This window comes from Nonomuraea spiralis (assembly GCF_014648435.1).
GTDB classification, from domain to species: domain Bacteria; phylum Actinomycetota; class Actinomycetes; order Streptosporangiales; family Streptosporangiaceae; genus Nonomuraea; species Nonomuraea spiralis.
In genome coordinates, this window is the sequence record NZ_BMRC01000004.1 from 422,220 (window position 1) to 440,105 (window position 17,886).

Annotated in this window: 17 protein-coding genes; 9 read left to right on the forward strand and 8 right to left on the reverse strand. The window is 68.9% G+C overall.

Annotated elements, in window-relative coordinates:
- Positions 1-99: 99 nt before the first annotated feature.
- Genes murJ through IEZ27_RS12300 form a run of 3 tightly spaced genes read right to left on the reverse strand, consistent with a single transcriptional unit; the run spans position 100 to position 4,396 of the window.
- On the reverse strand, positions 100-1,704 hold the full coding sequence (gene murJ / locus IEZ27_RS12290) for a murein biosynthesis integral membrane protein MurJ (RefSeq protein WP_229823900.1): 1,605 nt from the start codon (positions 1,702-1,704) through the stop codon (positions 100-102).
- Positions 1,701-3,791 (reverse strand): DUF6049 family protein, encoded by a 2,091-nt coding sequence (locus tag IEZ27_RS12295; RefSeq protein ID WP_189647272.1) that lies wholly within the window; start codon positions 3,789-3,791, stop codon positions 1,701-1,703. The genes murJ and IEZ27_RS12295 overlap by 4 nt, the downstream gene beginning before the upstream one ends.
- 50 nt (positions 3,792-3,841) lie before the next feature.
- Positions 3,842-4,396, reverse strand: coding sequence for a YbaK/EbsC family protein (locus IEZ27_RS12300; protein ID WP_229823901.1), 555 nt, complete (start codon positions 4,394-4,396; stop codon positions 3,842-3,844).
- A 100-nt stretch (positions 4,397-4,496) separates the two neighbouring features.
- On the opposite strand from IEZ27_RS12300, the gene IEZ27_RS12305 reads away from it, so the two are divergent.
- The gene (locus tag IEZ27_RS12305; protein ID WP_189647273.1) at positions 4,497-5,921 is read left to right on the forward strand and encodes a CCA tRNA nucleotidyltransferase; all 1,425 of its coding nucleotides are present in this window, start codon (positions 4,497-4,499) and stop codon (positions 5,919-5,921) included.
- Here IEZ27_RS12305 and IEZ27_RS12310 read toward each other — a convergent pair.
- Entirely contained in the window at positions 5,901-7,190 is a 1,290-nt protein-coding gene (locus IEZ27_RS12310) for an MFS transporter (protein WP_189647274.1), read from the reverse strand. The genes IEZ27_RS12305 and IEZ27_RS12310 overlap by 21 nt on opposite strands.
- A 106-nt stretch (positions 7,191-7,296) precedes the next feature.
- Here IEZ27_RS12310 and idi point away from each other — a divergent pair, with 106 nt between their 5' ends.
- Entirely contained in the window at positions 7,297-7,881 is a 585-nt protein-coding gene (gene idi, locus IEZ27_RS12315) for an isopentenyl-diphosphate Delta-isomerase (RefSeq protein ID WP_229823902.1), read from the forward strand.
- A 24-nt stretch (positions 7,882-7,905) separates the two neighbouring features.
- Here the strand turns inward: idi and IEZ27_RS12320 are convergent, their stop codons facing one another.
- Together IEZ27_RS12320 and IEZ27_RS12325 are read right to left on the reverse strand one after the other, a co-directional pair.
- A complete protein-coding gene (locus IEZ27_RS12320) occupies positions 7,906-8,985 on the reverse strand; it encodes an inositol-3-phosphate synthase (RefSeq protein WP_189647276.1) in 1,080 nt (359 codons plus the stop codon).
- Between the two features lie 13 nt (positions 8,986-8,998).
- Positions 8,999-9,583 (reverse strand): PadR family transcriptional regulator, encoded by a 585-nt coding sequence (locus IEZ27_RS12325; RefSeq protein WP_125640646.1) that lies wholly within the window; start codon positions 9,581-9,583, stop codon positions 8,999-9,001.
- Between the two features lie 133 nt (positions 9,584-9,716).
- On the opposite strand from IEZ27_RS12325, the gene IEZ27_RS12330 reads away from it, so the two are divergent.
- The 4 genes from IEZ27_RS12330 to IEZ27_RS12345 all read left to right on the forward strand — a co-directional run bounded on the left by IEZ27_RS12330 (position 9,717) and on the right by IEZ27_RS12345 (position 15,198).
- Positions 9,717-10,103: a DUF5318 family protein gene (locus IEZ27_RS12330; RefSeq protein ID WP_125640643.1), complete on the forward strand. Its 387-nt coding sequence runs from the start codon at positions 9,717-9,719 to the stop codon at positions 10,101-10,103.
- Between the two features lie 231 nt (positions 10,104-10,334).
- Positions 10,335-12,824, forward strand: coding sequence for a transglycosylase domain-containing protein (locus IEZ27_RS12335; protein WP_189647277.1), 2,490 nt, complete (start codon positions 10,335-10,337; stop codon positions 12,822-12,824).
- A complete protein-coding gene (locus IEZ27_RS12340; protein WP_189647278.1) occupies positions 12,821-14,137 on the forward strand; it encodes a glycosyltransferase family 87 protein in 1,317 nt (438 codons plus the stop codon). Before IEZ27_RS12335 ends, IEZ27_RS12340 begins: the two co-directional genes overlap by 4 nt.
- On the forward strand, positions 14,134-15,198 hold the full coding sequence (locus IEZ27_RS12345) for a mannosyltransferase family protein (RefSeq protein WP_189647279.1): 1,065 nt from the start codon (positions 14,134-14,136) through the stop codon (positions 15,196-15,198). Before IEZ27_RS12340 ends, IEZ27_RS12345 begins: the two co-directional genes overlap by 4 nt.
- Before the next feature lie 80 nt (positions 15,199-15,278).
- Here IEZ27_RS12345 and IEZ27_RS12350 read toward each other — a convergent pair whose 3' ends face one another.
- Positions 15,279-16,022 carry a deoxyribonuclease IV gene (locus IEZ27_RS12350; RefSeq protein ID WP_189647280.1) on the reverse strand — a complete coding sequence of 248 codons (744 nt, stop codon included), beginning with the start codon at positions 16,020-16,022 and terminating at the stop codon, positions 15,279-15,281.
- Between the two features lie 75 nt (positions 16,023-16,097).
- Between IEZ27_RS12350 and IEZ27_RS12355 the strand changes: the two genes are divergently transcribed.
- On the forward strand, positions 16,098-16,277 hold the full coding sequence (locus IEZ27_RS12355) for a hypothetical protein (protein ID WP_125640630.1): 180 nt from the start codon (positions 16,098-16,100) through the stop codon (positions 16,275-16,277).
- Positions 16,278-16,335: 58 nt separating this feature from the next.
- On the opposite strand, the gene IEZ27_RS12360 is transcribed toward IEZ27_RS12355, so the two are convergent.
- Positions 16,336-16,653 carry a hypothetical protein gene (locus tag IEZ27_RS12360; protein ID WP_229823904.1) on the reverse strand — a complete coding sequence of 106 codons (318 nt, stop codon included), beginning with the start codon at positions 16,651-16,653 and terminating at the stop codon, positions 16,336-16,338.
- 192 nt (positions 16,654-16,845) lie between these two features.
- Between IEZ27_RS12360 and rpsF the strand changes: the two genes are divergently transcribed.
- Positions 16,846-17,136 (forward strand): 30S ribosomal protein S6, encoded by a 291-nt coding sequence (gene rpsF, locus IEZ27_RS12365; RefSeq protein ID WP_026214314.1) that lies wholly within the window; start codon positions 16,846-16,848, stop codon positions 17,134-17,136.
- A 168-nt stretch (positions 17,137-17,304) separates the two neighbouring features.
- On the forward strand, positions 17,305-17,850 hold the full coding sequence (locus IEZ27_RS12370; protein ID WP_189647281.1) for a single-stranded DNA-binding protein: 546 nt from the start codon (positions 17,305-17,307) through the stop codon (positions 17,848-17,850).
- Positions 17,851-17,886: the final 36 nt, after the last annotated feature.

The following is a 17,886-nucleotide window of genomic DNA, read 5'->3' on the forward strand; positions in this document are numbered from 1 at the left end:
CCATGGTAGTGCCGAGTCGATTCCGCCCGTGTTCTTTGCCAACGGGAAACTCGTCAGCCGTCGTGGTCAAGACCGTCCATATTGCGGATTTCCCAATTACTACCGACCTACGCGCCTTGCGACCATACCAACGAGTGAGTTGACCTCCGCTATGCGCATCCTGTGGGCGACGGCGAGGTAGAGCAGCAGCCCCAGACCGCCGCCCACCGCCAGCACGATCAGCGAGTTGACGAAGCCCAGACCGCCGAACACCTGCGTCACCACCCAGACGGTGAGCAGCGCCAGCACGGCCGTGGGCAGGGCCGCCAGGTACATCCTCGTCAACGCCATGCCGACGGTCCAGCCGCCCAGGCCGTGCACGCGGCGGCTGGCCAGCATCCAGGCGATGACCGCGCCCAGCCCGTACGCGATGGCGTACGCGAGCGCCAGCCCCATCACGGCGTAGCGGGCGGGCAGCAGCACGAAGAAGATCACCATGAGCAGCGCGTTGACCGCGGTCGCCCCGGCGCCCACGAACACCGGCGTACGCGTGTCGCCGAAGCTGTAGAACACCCGCAGCAGGAGCTGGAACACCGCGAACGGCACCAGGGCCAGCCCGTAGACCTGCAACACGTTCCCGATGTAGACGGCGTCGGCGATGCTGTTGGCGCCGTGGCCGTAGATCGGCACGGTGATCGCCGGCCCGAGCACCATCAGCAGCAACGAGACCGGCACCATGAGCGAGCAGATGAGCCGTACGCTCGACCCGAACTCGGTGCGCACGTCGTCGAGCCGCCCCTCGCCCACGGCCCGGCTCATGCGCGGCAACATCGCCGTGATCACCGACACGCCGATGATCCCGTACGGAAGCTGGAAGAGCTGGAACGCCAGCGTGTACGCGCTGATGCCGTGACCGGACACCGCGTTGCCCGCGGAGCTGGACAGGTTGGTCGTCAGCATGAACCCGAGCTGCGTGACCACCACGTAGCCGATGGTCCAGGCCCCGGCCCTGCCCATCTCGCCGAGCCGGGCGTTGCGCACGTCGAAGCGGGGCGTGAACGTGAACCCCACCCGCTTGAGCGCGACGATCAGCACCATCGCCTGGGCGACGATGCCCGCCGTGGTGCCGAGGCCGAGCAGCGCGAGATCGCCGGTGGTGACCGCGTCGATGTCGGAACCGCTGCCGACGACGGCGTAGGCCAGGAAGACGCAGATGACGACCAGGTTGTTGAGCACCGGGGCCCACATGGGGGCGCCGTAGCGGTCGCGGGTGTTCAGGATGGCGCCCGCGACCGCGCCGACCCCGAAGAAGGCGAGCTGCGGCAGGATGAACCTGGCCAGCATGACCGCGGTGTCGAACTTGGGGGTGCCGTGGTCCCAGTCGGTGTAGAGGTCGATGAGCAGCGGCGCGCCCAGCACGGCGAGCGCGGCCACCACGACCAGCACGGCGGTGGCCAGCGTCAGCAGGCGCTGCTCGTAGGCGCGGCCGCCGTCGGGGTCGTGCTGCTGCGCCCGGACGATCATCGGCACCACGACGCTGCTCAGCACGCCGAGCAGCAGCAGGTCGAGGATGCTGTACGGGATCGCGTAGGCCGCGTTGTAGGAGTCGCCCAGCGCCGCGGTGCCGATGGCGTAGGCCAGCACCATCGTGCGCGCGAACCCCGTGACCCGGGACACCATCGTGCCCGCCGCCATGATGGCGCTGGCCCGCATCATGCGGCTCATACGGTCTCACTCTCCCGGGATTTGCCCGCTCGCGCGAGCCGTCGCTCCGAGCGCCTGCGCAGGATCCGCGTCACGACGGCGGCGAGCATCACCGTCAGTGCCGCGCCCACGATGACCAGGGCGATGCCGGTGTAGCCGGTGGTGCGGATGGTCAGCCGCTGAGGTTTGCCGTAGGGCAGGTTGTCGATCGTGCGCAGTTGCACGGTGACGGTGGCGTCGCCGCTGGTGGTGGCGATCATGCCCACCTGGAGCGTGCCGCTCTGGTTGCCGCCGATCACCAGCGGCTCGTCCGGGATGGGCTGGATCTGCAGCCGGGCCCGGTCGTTCGACTTGACGTCGATGTGCAGGGTGATGGGCTTGTCCAGCGAGTTCTTCACGCTGATGGGCACCACGCCGTTGCTGCCCGCGAGCGTGCGCGGCGCGTCGGTGATCCGGATCTTGCCGATCCGCTCGTCGACGGCCGTGCCGACCAGCTTGGTGATCGCGCGGCCGGCGCGGGTGTTGTTGCGCCAGGCCGAGGAGGTGAGCCTGAGCACCGCGGCGTCGAAGCCCGAGGGGCCCTTGGGCGTCGTGACCGACGCGGTGAGCTGCGCCTGCGTGGCGACCTCCTTGACGGGGGCCAGGTACTTGGCGCTCAGCTCCTCCTTGCGGTCCTGCTCGGTGTACGTGAGCCCGGCACGCGGGACCGACGCCTTGCTCGGCCTGATCGAGTCGAGTGTGGTCATCGACAACCACGGCAGCTTGCCCGCGGTCTTCAGCAGGCTGGTGACCAGCGTCGGGTTGGGGTCCCAGCGGCGCGACGGCGCGACGACCAGCGACCTCGGCGTGACCTGGCCGGGCTCGGCGGCGATCATCGCGGTCTCGGCGATGAAGCGTTGTGTGCTGAGCAGGACCGACGTGGGCGTGGTCGGCTCGAACAGCCGGCTCAGCTCGGCGTCGGCGACCAGAGCCTTGACCGGACCGGAGACCGAGTCGAGGGTGACGGCCGCGTCGGGCGTGTGCGTGACGGGCGGCTGCGGCGGCAGGTTGGTGGAGTTGAGCAGGACGGTGGTGACCTTGCCCGGGTCGACCGAGAGCAGGTCGAGCGCGTCGGCGTCGAGCATGCCGGCGGGCGGCCAGTTGATCGAGGTCTGCGCGTTGCGGTTGAGCAGCGCCCGCGCGGTCTGGCCGCCCAGCTCGATCGCCCGGCCGGGCAGCGCGTCGAGCCCCTGGTGGGCCAGGGCCGTCACGTCGGGGTCGCCGTAGGGGGTGGCGACGACGGGGGAGGCGGCCAGCGCCGTGCTCATGGTGGACAGCCACTCGCCGGCGGTGTCGTTGGCCGGTTTGCCCTCGGTGCGGTCCTTGGTCTTGATCTGGTAGCCCTTGGTCATCGTCTTCAGGTCGTCGAGCAGCGACGGCTCGACGAACCAGGTGACGCTCTTCGGCGCCGCCAGCGCGATGCGGGCCAGGTCGGCCAGGCGGCCCTTGCCGCTGAGCGACTGGCTCAGCTTGTCGTCGACGAACGTGTCCCCGTCGGTGGCCCGGTGGGGCTGATCGATGACGGGCAGGGCGACGGCGAGCCGGTTGCGCGGCAGCTTCGGCGTGGTGGGCGGGGCATAGGTGAGGTACGTGCGCTGCGTCGTGATCGGCACGCCGTTCTGGGCGACGTCGACGGCGATCGGGTAGACGCCGAACCCGGTGTAGCCGAGCTGCACGGGGGTGGCGGTGAACGTCCAGGTCGCCTGCGCGCCCACGGCAAGGGCCGGGATGTCCATGGCCGAGCTCGGGGACACGTTGCCGGGCAGCGTGGCGGGGTTCTGGTCGCTTTGGTACGCGGCCATGGCGGCGCGGTCGAGGAAACGCTGCGGCGTGTAGCGCAGGCGTACGCGGAGGGGGCCCAGCGCGGCGGCGGTGTCGTTGCGGACCGTGCCGGTGAACGTGATCACGTCGGTCTGGCTCTTCGGGACGTCGGGCGTGATCGACGCGACGGAGACGGAGAGCGTCTCGCGGGCGACCTTCACCGTGGCAGCCGAGCTGGGCGCCGCCGCCACCAGGGGGGCGAGCGACGCGACGGACATCACGGCGAGCAGCGCGACCTTACGGATCACGCGGCTGCCCGGGCTCGAGTACGACGACGCACGCCCGCAATGGTACGGGTTCAGTGCCGCGCCGCGACCGCCCCATGTGTTCCCCTCGGTCTCGGCGCACGCAGGTCCACCGTCTTGCCGCGGAGAAGAGTGAGCAGGTCGAGCGCACGAAGGAAGAGCGCGGTGTGCCGTTCTCCGGTGGCGGTGAAGACGGGTGCGTCATCGGCCACGAGCCGGTCGTCGATGAGCACCGGCAGCGACTCGGGCAGCAGCAACGGGCAGACGAGCCCGTCGGTGTAGTCGGTGGCCGAGTTGACCAGGAAGGCCGGGGCGCGGCGCACCTGACGTACCCCGAGCAGGCCGCCGACGGCCCCCGGCTGCGGCGGGGCAGCCGCGGTGGAGACAACGGCGACGACGACCTCGTCGCCGATCCTGGTGGCGACGTCGAACACGGTGACCACGACGCACCTGCCGGGTGTGGACGAGACCGTCTCCGGCAGTTCCTCCGCGCAAGTCATGGGGCGCGGAAGGCGTACGATCTCATGATGGACCTGGTGTGCGAGGAGCCAGCGGTGGATCGCGAGGGCGTCCTTCATGAAGTCCTCCTCCGTCTCGCCCTGTTCCATGGCCCCCGACGGTCCCCAGACCGACGGTAACCCGGACCTGATGTGGCTCGGGGGATATGTTCCGGAATCGAAGGACCGACAGGGTTTGTCCGACTCAACAATGACCGAAAGCCAGCAGCGGGCGATGAACGACCTGTTCCGCAAGATCGCACCGGTGGCCGACGACCTCGGCCGCCTGTTCGCCGACCACGGGCACGAGCTGGCGCTCGTCGGCGGCCCCGTGCGCGACATCCTGCTGGGCCGCGTCGGCAACGACCTCGACCTGACCACGGACGCCAACCCCCACAGGGTCCTCGACGTCGTCAGGGACTGGGCCGACTCCGTCTGGACGATCGGCATCGACTTCGGCACCGTCGGCCTGCGCAAGGGCAACTGGCTGATCGAGATCACGACGTACCGGAGCGAGTCCTACGACCCCAAGTCGCGCAAGCCCGAGGTCGCCTACGGCGAGACGCTGGAGGCTGACCTCGAGCGGCGCGACTTCGCGGTCAACGCGATGGCGGTGCGCCTGCCCGGCCACGAGTTCGTCGACCCCTACGGCGGCCTGACCGACCTGCGCGCCAAGCGGCTGCGCACGCCGGGCACACCCGAGAGCTCGTTCACCGACGACCCGCTGCGCATGCTCAGGGCCGCGCGGTTCGCCTCCCAGCTCGGCTTCAGCGTCGACCGGGCCGCCCTGGCGGCGATGACCGCGATGGCCGAGCGCATCGAGATCGTCTCGGCCGAGCGCATCCGCGACGAGCTCGACAAGCTCATCTGCGGCGCCTACCCGCGCGAGGGCCTGCGCCTGCTGGTGGAGACCGGCCTGGCCGCGCACGTGCTGCCCGAGCTGCCCAAGCTGCGCCTGGAGATCGACGAGCACCACCGCCACAAGGACGTCTACGAGCACAGCCTGACCGTCCTCGACCAGGCCATCGCGCAGGAGGAGGACGGCAAGCCCGACCGGATCCTGCGCTGGGCCGCGATCATGCACGACATCGGCAAGCCCAAGACCCGGCGTCACGAGACCGGCGGCCGGGTGTCGTTCCACCACCACGAGGTCGTCGGCGCGCAGATGACCAAGAAGCGCATGACCGAGCTGAAGTTCCCCAAGGACGTCGTGTCCGACGTCTCCCGTCTGGTCGAGCTCCACCTGCGCTTCCACGGCTACGGCACGGGCGAGTGGACCGACAGCGCCGTGCGCCGCTACGTGCGCGACGGCGGCCACCTGCTCGACCGGCTCCACAAGCTGACCAGGGCCGACTGCACCACCCGCAACAAGCGGAAGGCGGCGGCGCTGTCGCGCACCTACGACCAGCTCGAAGAGCGCATCTCCAGGCTCGCCGAGGAGGAGGAGCTGGCCAAGATGCGGCCCGAGCTCGACGGCAACGAGATCCAGTCCGTCCTCGGCGTCGGGCCGGGGCCCGTGGTGGGCCAGGCGTACAAGTTCCTGCTCGACCTCAGGCTGGACAAGGGCGTGCTCGGCAAGGAGGCGGCCACCGAGGCGCTGCTCGACTGGGCGAGGTCAAACGACCTGGGAGCGTGACGACGACGTCGTGACCATCCGGTAGACGAGCGCCGCGACGGGGTAGCCCACCGTGATGATCACGACGGCCAGGTACGACTTGCCGTTGGGCGGCAGGATCGCGGCCGAGAGCGCGGCGGCCAGCACGTACATGCCGTTGAAGAGCATGTCGTAGAGGGAGAAGGCGCGGCCCAGATAGGCGTCCTCGACGTCGCGCTGGACGGTCGTGTCGGCGCAGATCTTGACGCTCTGGCCGGCGACGCCCAGCACGAACCCGGCGATCGGCAACCCCCACGTCTGGAACGGCAGGACGAGCGCGCCCGCCAGCACGCCGGCCGACGACAGCGCGATGACCACCCAGGTGCCGATCCCGAACCGCTCGGTCGCGTACGGGGTGATGATCACCGCGAGGAAGTAGCCGAAGCCGGAGGTGGCCACCACCAGGCCGATACCGCGAAGGGCGGCGTCGGGGTCGCCGTCGGTGAAGTAGTAGCGGTAGAGGATGATGCCGAGGGCGGTGGCCATGCCGTAGAGGAAACGGTGGGCGGCCATCGCGCCCATGGTGGCGGCGGCGTCGCGGCGGTGGGCCAGGTGCCTGGCGCCGTCGATCAGGCCCACGACCACGTTGCGCAGGGCATCGCGGGCCTGGGGGCGGTCGGGGTCGTAGGAGGGGCCGAGCAGGGCGCGATCCATGGTCCTGGCGACCAGGGCACTCGTCCCGAACATCACGCCCGAGACGACCAGCAGCAGCCCGATGCCCTGGTCGGTGTCGCCGAAGACCTCGCGCAGCAGGAACCCGGCGCCCACGCCGACGAACGTGGCCACGGTGCCGCAGGTCGGCGTCACCGCGTTGGCCGCCATCAGCCGGTCGGCCGGGACGACGTGCGGCAGCGAGGCTCCGAGCGCGGCCAGGAAGAACCGGTTGACCCCCAGCACGCCGAGCGCGGCGGCGTAGAAGACGGGGTCGGGCACGTCGGAGGCGACCAGCGCGGCGGCGACCAGCAACAGCCCTCCGCGTACGAAGGGCGCGACCACGAGGATCTGCCGGCGCGACCACCGGTCGATGAACACCCCGACGAACGGCCCGAGCACGCTGTACGGCAGGAACAGCACAGCCAGCCCGGCGGCCACGGCCAGGGCCGTCGTCTGCTTCTCCGGGCTGAAGAAGGCGAAGTTCGTGACGCCGAACTGGAAGATCCCGTCGGAGAACTGGGAGACCAGCCGCGTACGGAACAGCCGTCGGAAGTCGCGGCCTTGGAGGACGACGCGGAGATCGGCGACGAATGACACCCCGTCAGCCTAGCCGGGTGCCGTCCGCGTAGGATGCGCCCGAGGCCGGCGCGGCAGGTGTCCTATGGGTTACGCAGGTGTGCGGGGATCTCGTACGCTTCGAAGCGTGACGACTGAGGAACACGTTGTGCTGGTCGACCGCGAGGGCCACGCGCTCGGCACCGCGCCCAAGCGGTCGGTGCACGGCCGGGAGACCCCGCTCCACCTTGCCTTCTCCAGCTATGTCTTCGATCCGGAAGGCCGCGTGCTGCTCACCAGGCGGGCCGACCACAAGATCACCTGGCCTGGCGTCTGGACCAACAGCTGCTGCGGCCACCCGCTGCCCGGCGAGCCGCTCGACCGGGCGGTCATCCGCCGGCTCTCCTACGAACTCGGCCTCGACGCCGGCCGCGCCGACCTCATGCTGCCCGGTTTCTCCTACCGCGCCGTGATGGGCAACGGCATCGTCGAGCACGAGTTGTGCCCGGTCTATCGCGTCACGGTCGACACCCCGGCGGCGCCCAACCCCGAAGAGGTGGGGGAGGTGCGCTGGATGCCGTGGAAGGAGTTCGCCGACGGCGTGCAGAGCGGCCTGCTGGCGATCTCACCGTGGTGCAGGGAGCAGGTTCCGCTGCTCGTCGAGCTGGGCTCCGACCCGATGGCCTGGCAGCCGGCCCCGGACGACCAACTGCCCCCCGCCGCGCGCGGCTGAGCCGCCGGGGCGAGGGGCCGACGGCTAGCGCTCGACCTCGCCCCTGATGAACTTCTCGACGTATTCGCGGGCCTCGTCGTCGGAGTACTGCTCCGGCGGCGACTTCATGAAGTACGACGACGCCGACAGGATCGGGCCGCCGATGCCCCGGTCGAGGGCGATCTTGGCGGCGCGCACGGCGTCGATGATGATGCCGGCCGAGTTGGGGGAGTCCCAGACCTCCAGCTTGTACTCCAGGTTCAGCGGCGTGTCGCCGAACGAGCGGCCCTCAAGGCGCACGTACGCCCACTTGCGGTCGTCGAGCCACGGCACGTGGTCCGACGGGCCGATGTGCACGTCGGCCTTGCCCATCTCGTGGGGGATCTGCGAGGTGACCGACTGCGTCTTGGAGATCTTCTTCGACTGGAGCCGGCTGCGCTCCAGCATGTTCATGAAGTCCATGTTGCCGCCGAAGTTGAGCTGGTACGTGCGCAGCAGCTCGACGCCGCGGTCCTCGAACAGCTTGGCCAGCACGCGGTGCGTGATCGTGGCGCCGACCTGCGACTTGATATCGTCGCCGACGATCGGGACCCCGGCCTCGGTGAACTTCTCCGCCCACTCGGGGTCGGAGGCGATGAAGACCGGCAGTGCGTTGACGAACGCCACCTTGGCGTCGAGGGCGCACTGCGCGTAGAAGCGGTCTGCCTCCTCGGAGCCCACCGGCAGGTAGGAGACCAGGACGTCGACCCGGTTCTCGCGGAGCACCTGGACCACGTCGACGGGGGCCTCGTCGGACTCCTCGATGATCTCGCTGTAGAACTCGCCCAGACCGTCGAAGGTGTGACCGCGCATCACGGTCACGCCCGTCGGAGGCACATCGGTGATCTTGATGGTGTTGTTCTCGCTGGCGACGATCGCCTCGGACAGGTCGCGGCCGACCTTCTTGGCGTCCACGTCGAAGGCGGCCACGAATTCGACGTCGCCTACGTGGTAGTCACCGAACTTCACGTGCATCAGGCCCGGCACTCGTGCGGCCGGGTCCGCGTCCTTGTAGAAGTGCACACCCTGGACCAGCGAAGACGCGCAGTTGCCGACACCGACAATGGCCACGCGAACCGAACCCATCGCACTCGCTCCCTTACTCATCAGTTGACGTGGTATCTCTCTCGGGCCCTTCCGAGGCCCGCCGTTCCGTGGCGATCAGCTCGTTCAGCCAACGCACCTCGCGTTCGACCGACTCAAGCCCATGGCGCTGCAGCTCCAGCGTGTAGCTGTCGAGCCTTTCCCTGGTACGGGCCAGCGCCGTGCGCACGCTGTCGAGGCGCTCCTCCAGGCGGCTGCGGCGGCCTTCGAGGATGCGCAGGCGCACCTCGGCCTCCGTGTGCCTGAAGAAGGCGAAGTGCACACCGAAACTCTCGTCCTCCCAGGCTGACGGGCCGGCCTGGGTCAGCAGCTCCTGGAGCCGCTCCTTGCCCTCGGCGGTCAGCTTGTAGACGATTTTCGACCGGCCGCCGACCATCGTGGCGGGAGCGGGCTGCTCCTCCACGATGAGCCCTTGGGCCAGAAGTGATCGCAGACAGGGGTACAGCGATCCATAGGAGAACGCACGGAACATGCCCAACAGGGCGTTGAGCCGTTTGCGCAGCTCATAGCCGTGTAGCGGCTGTTCGTGCAGCGACCCGAGCACGGCCAGTTCCAGAACTCTGCCCTGTCCGCTGGCCACTGGAACCGCCTCCTCTCGCGTCGATGTATCGAGTCGATACATCCTGAGGATACGTCGATTCGCTATATGGCCGCAATCAAAGGATTTGCCAAGCCGTTGGGATGAATCGGTAAAACGCCGTAGTCTGGCGCTCATGTGGTCACAGCGGAGGGTGGTGGACTACGGCCTCGCCAAGCGGTCAGCGGTCCGTTCCCTGAAGGCGGGCCGTGCTTCGCGCGGTGACCTCTGTGACGCACAGCCGTACCTCCTTCGGGCCGCCCGCGTGTTCGGCGAATCGACCGAACGTCTCTGCCCGGTGTGCGAGAAGGAGAACGTCACCAACGTGACCTATGTCTACGGCGATTCGCTCGGGCGGCATGCCGGTCAGGCAAAGGTCACGTCAGAGCTTGTCGAAATGGCCCATGATTACGATGAGTTCCGGGTGTACGTCGTCGAGGTCTGCCAAGGTTGTTCCTGGAACCACCTGACGGTCTCGTTCGTCCTCGGCAACGGACCGCCAGACCTCGTCGGCCAACCGTGAACACCGAGGGCGGCGAGTCACCTCACGCCCATACGCCGTTTTGATCCGACGACGATGCGAGGACGTGTGAGTAACAGCATGAATGAGGGGACGGCCCGCCCGGGAAGGCGCCGTCGCTCCAACTCATCCCGTTCTGTGCCCCCAGGTTCTCCTCCGCAAACCGGCGACTCCGACTGGGGTGCGTCGCAGTCGCCGCGTCGTCCTGAAGCCGCCTACGAGCAGACCGGCGCGATGAACGCGCAGCCGTACAACGATCCCGCCTCCGGGCCGCAGCCCCAGAGGGCGCCGCAGGGGCGCGAGGAGCTGCCGCCGCGCACCCGCTCGCGGGCGCGGCAGGAGCGGCAGGACACCCGCTCGGTGAGCAACCAGGAGACGATGATCAGCGACGCGCCGCCCAGGCGCTCGCGCCGGGCAAGCGGTCAGGGCGGTCCGCCCGGCCCGCCCAGTCCGCCCGGCCCGCCGGAGGAGCCGGCCAAGGGCGGGCGCAGCGGCTGGCGCCGGTTCGTGCCGAGCTGGAAGATCGTTGTGGCGAGCGTGGTCGTGCTGGCGGCCGGCATCTTCGGCATGATCATGGTCGCGTACTCCCTCACGCCGGTGCCCGAGGGCACGCAGGCGTCGGCGGTGGCGCAGCAGAGCACGCTCTACTACCGCGACGGCAAGACCGTCATCGCCAAGCTCGGCGTGCCCCGGCAGACCATCGGCATCGAGAAGATGGCCGACACCGTCAAGGACGCCACGGTCGCCATCGAGAACAAGACCTTCTACGAGGACTCCGGCGTCTCCATCTCCGGCATGGCCCGCTCGGTGTGGATGACCGCGACCGGCCAGCAGCTCCAGGGCGCCTCGACCATCACCCAGCAGATGGCCCGCGGCTACTACGACGGCCTCAGCCAGGAGGTCTCCGTCAAGCGCAAGCTCAAGGAGATCTTCGTCGCGGTCAAGCTCAACCAGACGCTGGGCAAGGAAGAGATCCTCGCCAGATACCTCAACACCGTGAACTTCGGCCTCGCCTACGGTGTCGAGGCCGCCTCGCAGGCCTACTTCGGCAAGAACGTCCACGCCAAGGACCTGACCCCCGAGCAGGGCGCCTACCTGGCCGCCCGCATCCAGCGCCCGAGCTGGGGCCCCGACGACCCCGGCCTGCGCCAACGGTGGACCACGACCATCCAGTACATGGCCGAGCAGTGGCCGGACAAGTACGGCGGCCTGCCGGCGAAGGCGAAGTTCCCGAAGACCCGCAAGGCCGACACCAAGGACGAGTACGCCGGCCTGCGCGGATACATGATCACGCAGGTGCTGGAGGAGCTGAAGCAGCGCAAGCTCACCCCTGACATGGTCAGGAGCGGCGGCTACCAGATCACCTCCACCTTCGACGAGAAGCTGATGAAGGCCGCCAAGACGGCGGTCGAGACCACGATGGCGAGCATGTCCAAGGAGTTCCACGCCGGGCTCGCCGCCGTCGACCCGAAGAACGGCCGCGTCCTGGCCTTCTACGGCGGCTCCGACTTCATCACCGATCCCTTCAACGAGCCCTTCGACGCGCGCAAGCAGGCCGCGTCGGCGTTCAAGCCGTACGTGCTGGCGGCCTGGTTGCAGGCCGGCTACTCGCTCAAGAGCTACGTGCCGGGCAACGAGACCGTGCCGAAGGTCATCCCCGGCCAGCAGACCGGCGGTTTCCGCAACAGCCACAACGTCGGCCCGTCCGTCGACGTGATCAAGGCCACGGCCCAGTCGGTCAACACCGCGTACGTGTCGATGGCGTTCAAGCTGCCCAACCAGCTCGACGACGTGAAGGACCTGGTGGAGTCCGCCGGGTTCGACCAGGGCCGCATGGAGCAGGATGTCAAGGACCACCACTTCCAGTTCGCCATCGGCAGCGCCCTGGTGAAGCCGGTCGAGCAGGCCGCCGGGTACTCGATCTTCGCCAACGGCGGCAAGTACACCAAGTACCACGTGGTGCAGGACGTCAGGCTCAACAAGCAGGTCGTCTACCCCGAGCAGCGCACCTCGACCAGGGTCATCGACGCCGAGGTGGCCGCCGACGCGACGGTCGCCATGCAGGAGGTGCTGAGGAGCGGCACCGCGCACGGCCAGGGGCTCGGCAACCGGCCCGCGGCCGGCAAGACCGGCACCAACAACAACGAGAAGGAAGCCTGGTTCGTCGGCTACACGCCGCAGATCTCGACGGCGGTCGGGTTCTACCGCGAGCGGTGCGTGACGAAGAAGGGCAAGATCGTCCAGCCGGAGCACTCCAACTGCCCGGAGACCCCCCGCGGCAAGTCGAAGGGGAAGTACGGCCCGAACAACAAGTACACCACGGCCGAGGAGATCTCGCTCGGCTTCGAGGGCGCCGGCCCGCCCACCGCGACCTGGCGGCGGTTCATGCTCGCCGCGCACGAGGGCAAGCCGATCGAGCAGTTCCCGCAGAAGGCCGACATCGGCCTGCCGGAGAACATCGTGCCGCGCCCGGTGCCGACGCCGACGCCGACCGCCACGAACCCGCTCGACGACGGAGGTAACCCGTTCGACGACGGCAACCAGCAGGACTGCCTCGTCGCGCCGTGCAACGACGACAACGGCGACGTGTCCGACGACTCGCAGGACACCGGGATCCCCGAGGCCGACGACCACGGCATCCTGAGCGGCGGCGGGGGCGGCAGGGTGCCCGACTCCCGCCCGTCGGGCTCCTGGCCGATGAACGCCCGGCACGAGGAGTGGTGACGACCACCGAGGTACGCGCCCCTTTGGTGGCGCGTACTGTGCCGTACCTGCCTCTGGGGCTGATCGCGGCCCTGGGGGCCACCCTGGCCTACCTGGTGCGCCTGCCCTGCCGGACCGGCGGATGGAACGACCAGGTCCAGACGTACACGAACTTCTGTTACACCGACATCTTCCCGCTGTACTTCGACCGGCAGCTCGCGACCCAGAACCCGTACTTCGCCGACGTGCCCTTCGACAAGCAGGTCGAATACCCGGTGGTGCTCGGCGAGGTGATGCAGGTCATCGCCTGGATCGCGCGGAAGCTGGAGTTCGACCAGGTCGCCCAGGCCGTCAGGTTCTACGACATCACGGTCGTCCTGCTCGGCATCTGCCTCGTGGCCGGCGTCCTGCTGATGGCGGCGGTGGCCGGGCCCGCCCGGCGGTGGGACGCCCTCTGGTACGCGATCTCGCCCGCGGTGATCCTGGCCGCGTACATCAACTGGGACCTGGTCGCCGGCGCGCTGTCGATGGGCATGCTGCTGGCCTGGGCACGCAGGCGGCAGGTGCTCGCGGGCGTGTTGCTGGGGCTGGCGATCGCGACCAAGTTCTACCCGCTGATGTTCCTCGGCGCGCTGTTCCTGCTCACGCTGCGGACCGCGCGCTGGCGGCCGTTCCTGGTGTCGGCGGCGTCGGCCGCCGGCGCCTGGCTCGTGGTGAACGTGCCCTTCATGATCTTCGCCTGGGACGGCTGGCGCCGCTTCTACGTCTTCTCCCAGGAACGCGGGATCGACTGGGGATCGCCGTGGTTGTTCTTCCAGCGCAAGGGCTGGGGCATCCTGGGCGAGGGCGACGTCAGCACGATGGGCATGGTGGCGCTGGCCGCGCTGTGCCTGGGCATCGCCGTGCTGGCGCTCACCGCGCCGCGCCGGCCCAGGCTGGCGCAGATCTGCTTCCTCGCGCTGGCCGCGTTCATGATGACGAACAAGGTGTGGTCGCCGCAGTTCGTGTTGTGGCTGGTGCCGTTCGCGGTGCTGGCCAGGCCCAGGTGGAAGCCGCTGGTGTTGTGGCAGCTCGCCGAGGTCTGGTACTTCGCGGCGATCTGGCTCTACCTGCTCTCCCAGCCGCCTCTCAGCAGGAACGACCTGGGCATCGAGGACGACACGTACTTCACCGCGGTCTGGGGGCGGGTGATCACCATTGCGATCATGATGGCGTTCGTCGTCCGTGACATCCTGCGTCCGGAGCGGGACGTCGTACGCCAGGACGGCGTCGACGACCAGGCCGGCGGGGTGTTCGACGACGCTCCCGACCGATTCGTCCTGACGACGCGATGATCACCCGCTCGGCCGCCCGGGACGCGCTGTTGTTGTGGCTCGGCTCGCGGACCGGGCTCCTGGTGTCGACGCTGCTCGGCGTGTCCTTCGCCGAGTACGCCGGCAAATGGCGTCAATGGGACGCCGGCCTGTTCATCACGATCGCCCAGTACGGCTACGACGGCGAACCGGGCAAGCCGCACGACGACGGCCTGCCCGCGTTCTTCCCCGGCCTGCCGGTCGCGCTGCGGGCGGTGCATCTCGTGGTGCCCGACTGGGCGGCGAGCGGGCTGCTGGTCTCGCTGGTCGCCGGGGCGGTGGCCATGGTCGCGCTGGCCAGGCTGGCCGAGTTCGAGGGCGCGACCGGCTGGATGGCGGTGCTGGCGCTGCTGCTGTTCCCGATGGCGGTGTTCCTGGCCGCGGGATACAGCGAGCCGCTGTTCCTGGCCTTCGCGATCCCCGCGTGGCTGGCCGCCCGGCTGGGACGCTGGCCGGAGGCGGTGCTGCTGGCGGCGGGGGCGTCGTGCGTGCGGATCACCGGGCTGTTCCTGGCGGTCGCGCTGGTCGTGGAGTTCGTCAGGCGCAAGGAGTCGTGGCGGCGGGCCGGATGGCTGGTGGTGCCGTTCCTTCCGCTGGTGGCGTACTCGTTCTACCACTACCGCAGGTCGGGCGACTGGCTGGCTTGGAAGCACGCGCAGGAGGCCGGCTGGGGACGCGACTTCGCCTGGCCGTGGGAGGCGTGGCGGACGACCTGGCAGTCGGCCATGGGCGGTGACGACTTCGCGGTGGCCTTCCGGATGGAGATCGCTGCCGCCGTGCTGGCGGTGGGCGTGCTGGTGTGGCTGCTGGCGCTGCGCAGGTGGGGTGAGGCCGCCTACTGCGGGTTGCAGGCCGCGGCGCTGATGACGTCGGCGTACTACCTGTCGATCCCGCGTTCGCTGCTGCTGTGGTTCCCGCTGTGGGTCCTGGTCGCGAAGGTGGCGACCAGGAAACCGTGGGTGCTTGTCCTCTATGCGATGGTCTGCGGGCCGCTCATGTATCTGAACGCGGCCCGCTTCCTCACGGGCGCCTGGGCGGGGTGATCTCTCTACCCGTTTCTTCGCCTCGGTAATCCAGGGAAGTTATCCACAGGCTGTGTGTTTTCCCTTGGGGGCTCTCGCGTTCAGAGGTTCTTGCGCAGGAAGGCGATGTCGTCGGCCTGGCCCTCGCCCGGCGTCTCCACCACGACCGGGGCGCCCGCCGCGCGGCAGACCGCCAGGATCAGCTCGGGGTCGATCTTCCCCTGGCCCAGGTTGGCGTGCCGGTCGGCGCCGGAGTCGAAGTCGTCGCGCGAGTCGTTGCAGTGGACGAGGTCGATGCGGCCGGTGATGGCCTTGACCCGGTCGACCAGGTCGACCAGCTCCTCGCCGCCCGCGTGCGCGTGACAGGTGTCGAGGCAGAAGCCCACGTCGAAGCCGTCGAGCGCGTCCCACAGCCGGGCGATGCGCTCCAGCTTGCGGGCCATCGCGTTGCCGCCGCCCGCGGTGTTCTCGATGAGCACGGGGATCGGGCACTCCATGCGCTCGAACACCTTGCGCCAGTTGTCGAAGCCCACCTGCGGGTCGTCGCTCTTGTTGACGTGGCCGCCGTGCACGACCAGGCCCTTCGCGCCGAGCCCCGCCGCCGCCTTCAGGTGCTGTTCGAGCAGCTTGCGGCTGGGGATCCTGATGCGGTTGTTCGTCGTGGCGACGTTGATCAGGTAGGGGGCGTGGATGTAGATGTCGACGCCCTCGACCGGCTTGGCCGGCAACACCGGCTTGTCATAGCCCTGGGGGTCGCCGAGGAAGAACTGCACGACCTCCGCCCCGACCCGCCCGGCGTGAGCGGCGGGATCGTCCTGGTCGACGTGGGCTCCGATACGCAGCATGTCAAGGAGCTTATCCGTTTGCCGGTACCGCACCGGGGAAGTCGCCGAGCACCCCCTACCCCAAGGAGAACGCACATGACACGCTGGCGGCTGCGGGCGCTGATCTTATTCGTCTACGTGATCATCGGGATCTACGTCGCCTGGATCCACGACTACATCACCCCGGGTCTCCTCCGGGACGTCGCCGAGGCCCTGCTCGCGGTGTTCCTCTGGTTCCTGGTCCTGCTCGGGATCGACCTGCACATCGGCAGGTGAGCCCATATAGCCGACGGCCCCGGCGTTCACCGGGGCCGTCCGCCGCAGGCGGGACAGGTCACGGGTAGGGCAGGAAGCCGCCGTGGGCGATGCCGAGCACGGCCCCCACGAACGAGGCCACGAGACCGACGATGTTGACCGAACGCTGAGGCGTGGTCACCGAGATGTACTGCGAGAAGAGACCGACCCCGAACCCGAGCGTGCCGAGCCAGGACGAGATCATGTGGGCGGCGGGGAAGAATGTGGCGACGAATGCCACGAGACCGCACGCCAGCGTCGCGACCGCCAGGCCGTTCTCCACCGGGTGAGAGCGCCCGTCGGTGTTGAGCGTGAGCCTGAACCGCTCCCTTTCGGAGGGATGAAGCACATGTGGCACAGCCACCACCCCCTTGGTTTCCTACATGCCTTCCCACCTACTCGCGGCTGGTAACCTGGGCAGCGCTGCGTTGTGATGGGTGACCCATCGCCCCGGGGCGCCGAAATGGGGCGCCGCGGCCCAAACGTCAGCGTCCTCCTGTCACGGCAGAGTGTCGTGACCGCAAGAGTCCAGAGGAGGTTGGAGTCCCGCATGCGTCGTTACGAAGTAATGGTCATTCTGGACCCTTCGCTCGATGAGCGCACTGTCGCGCCGTCCCTCGACCAGTTCCTCACCGTGGTCCGCAACGACGGCGGCACCGTGGAGAAGGTCGACGTCTGGGGCCGTCGCCGCCTTGCCTACGACATCGACAAGAAGTCGGAAGGCATCTACGCCGTCATCGACCTGTCCGCGGAGCCCGCGACGGTCAAGGAGCTCGACCGGCAGATGAACCTCAACGAGGGCATCCTGCGTACCAAGGTCCTGCGCCCGGACGTGCACTAACAACAGGAAAGCCGTGAAGCGGACCGCCGCCGTGGTCCTCATCGGAGGACGACGGCGGAGTGACGGGCCGACGAGCGGGTTTGTTGTTGACCACCGGCTTTTTGTCGGAGAACACCCGTACTCTGAGCCGTATCCCAGCGAAGGCGTGCAGGAAGGCGAGCGCTAGCCATGGCAGCAGGCGACACCGTAATCACCATCGTCGGCAATCTTGTCGACGACCCGGAGCTGCGCTTCACCCCGACGGGTCAAGCGGTGGCTCGATTCCGCATCGCGTCCACTCCGCGGTTCATGGATCGTCAGACCAACGAGTGGAAGGATGGCGAGAGCCTCTTCCTGACCTGCAACGTTTGGCGGCAGGCGGCCGAGAACGCCGCCGAGAGCCTCCAGCGTGGCATGCGGGTCATCGTGCAGGGGCGGCTCAAGCAAAGGTCTTACGAGACCAAGGAAGGCGAGAAGCGCACGGTCTATGAGGTCGAGGTCGACGAGGTCGGCCCGTCCCTGCGCAACGCCACCGCCAAGGTCAACCGCACCTCCCGCCAGGGCGGGGGCGGCGGTGGCGGCTTCGGCGGCGGCCCCGCCGACGACCCGTGGGCCTCTGCCACGCCCGCCCCGTCCCAGGGTGGCGGCGGCGGCGGTGGTTTCGGCGGCGGTGGCGGCGGAAACCAGGGCGGCGGCTTCGGCGGCAACGACTTCAGCGACGAACCGCCTTTCTAACACCTGTCCACAAGCCCGAGTCCATTCCCGCCCGAA

Excerpts from the sequence above, each read along its gene's own strand:
- IEZ27_RS12355 (WP_125640630.1), top strand. The coding sequence starts at position 16,098 with ATGACACGCTGGCGGCTGCGGGCGCTGATCTTATTCGTCTACGTGATC.
- IEZ27_RS12330 (WP_125640643.1), top strand. The coding sequence starts at position 9,717 with ATGTGGTCACAGCGGAGGGTGGTGGACTACGGCCTCGCCAAGCGGTCA.
- IEZ27_RS12350 (WP_189647280.1), bottom strand. The coding sequence starts at position 16,022 with ATGCTGCGTATCGGAGCCCACGTCGACCAGGACGATCCCGCCGCTCAC.
- IEZ27_RS12335 (WP_189647277.1), top strand. The coding sequence starts at position 10,335 with ATGAACGCGCAGCCGTACAACGATCCCGCCTCCGGGCCGCAGCCCCAG.
- IEZ27_RS12370 (WP_189647281.1), top strand. The coding sequence starts at position 17,305 with ATGGCAGCAGGCGACACCGTAATCACCATCGTCGGCAATCTTGTCGAC.
- IEZ27_RS12300 (WP_229823901.1), bottom strand. The coding sequence starts at position 4,396 with ATGGAACAGGGCGAGACGGAGGAGGACTTCATGAAGGACGCCCTCGCG.
- IEZ27_RS12305 (WP_189647273.1), top strand. The coding sequence starts at position 4,497 with ATGACCGAAAGCCAGCAGCGGGCGATGAACGACCTGTTCCGCAAGATC.
- murJ (WP_229823900.1), bottom strand. The coding sequence starts at position 1,704 with ATGAGCCGCATGATGCGGGCCAGCGCCATCATGGCGGCGGGCACGATG.
- rpsF (WP_026214314.1), top strand. The coding sequence starts at position 16,846 with ATGCGTCGTTACGAAGTAATGGTCATTCTGGACCCTTCGCTCGATGAG.
- IEZ27_RS12320 (WP_189647276.1), bottom strand. The coding sequence starts at position 8,985 with ATGGGTTCGGTTCGCGTGGCCATTGTCGGTGTCGGCAACTGCGCGTCT.
- IEZ27_RS12345 (WP_189647279.1), top strand. The coding sequence starts at position 14,134 with ATGATCACCCGCTCGGCCGCCCGGGACGCGCTGTTGTTGTGGCTCGGC.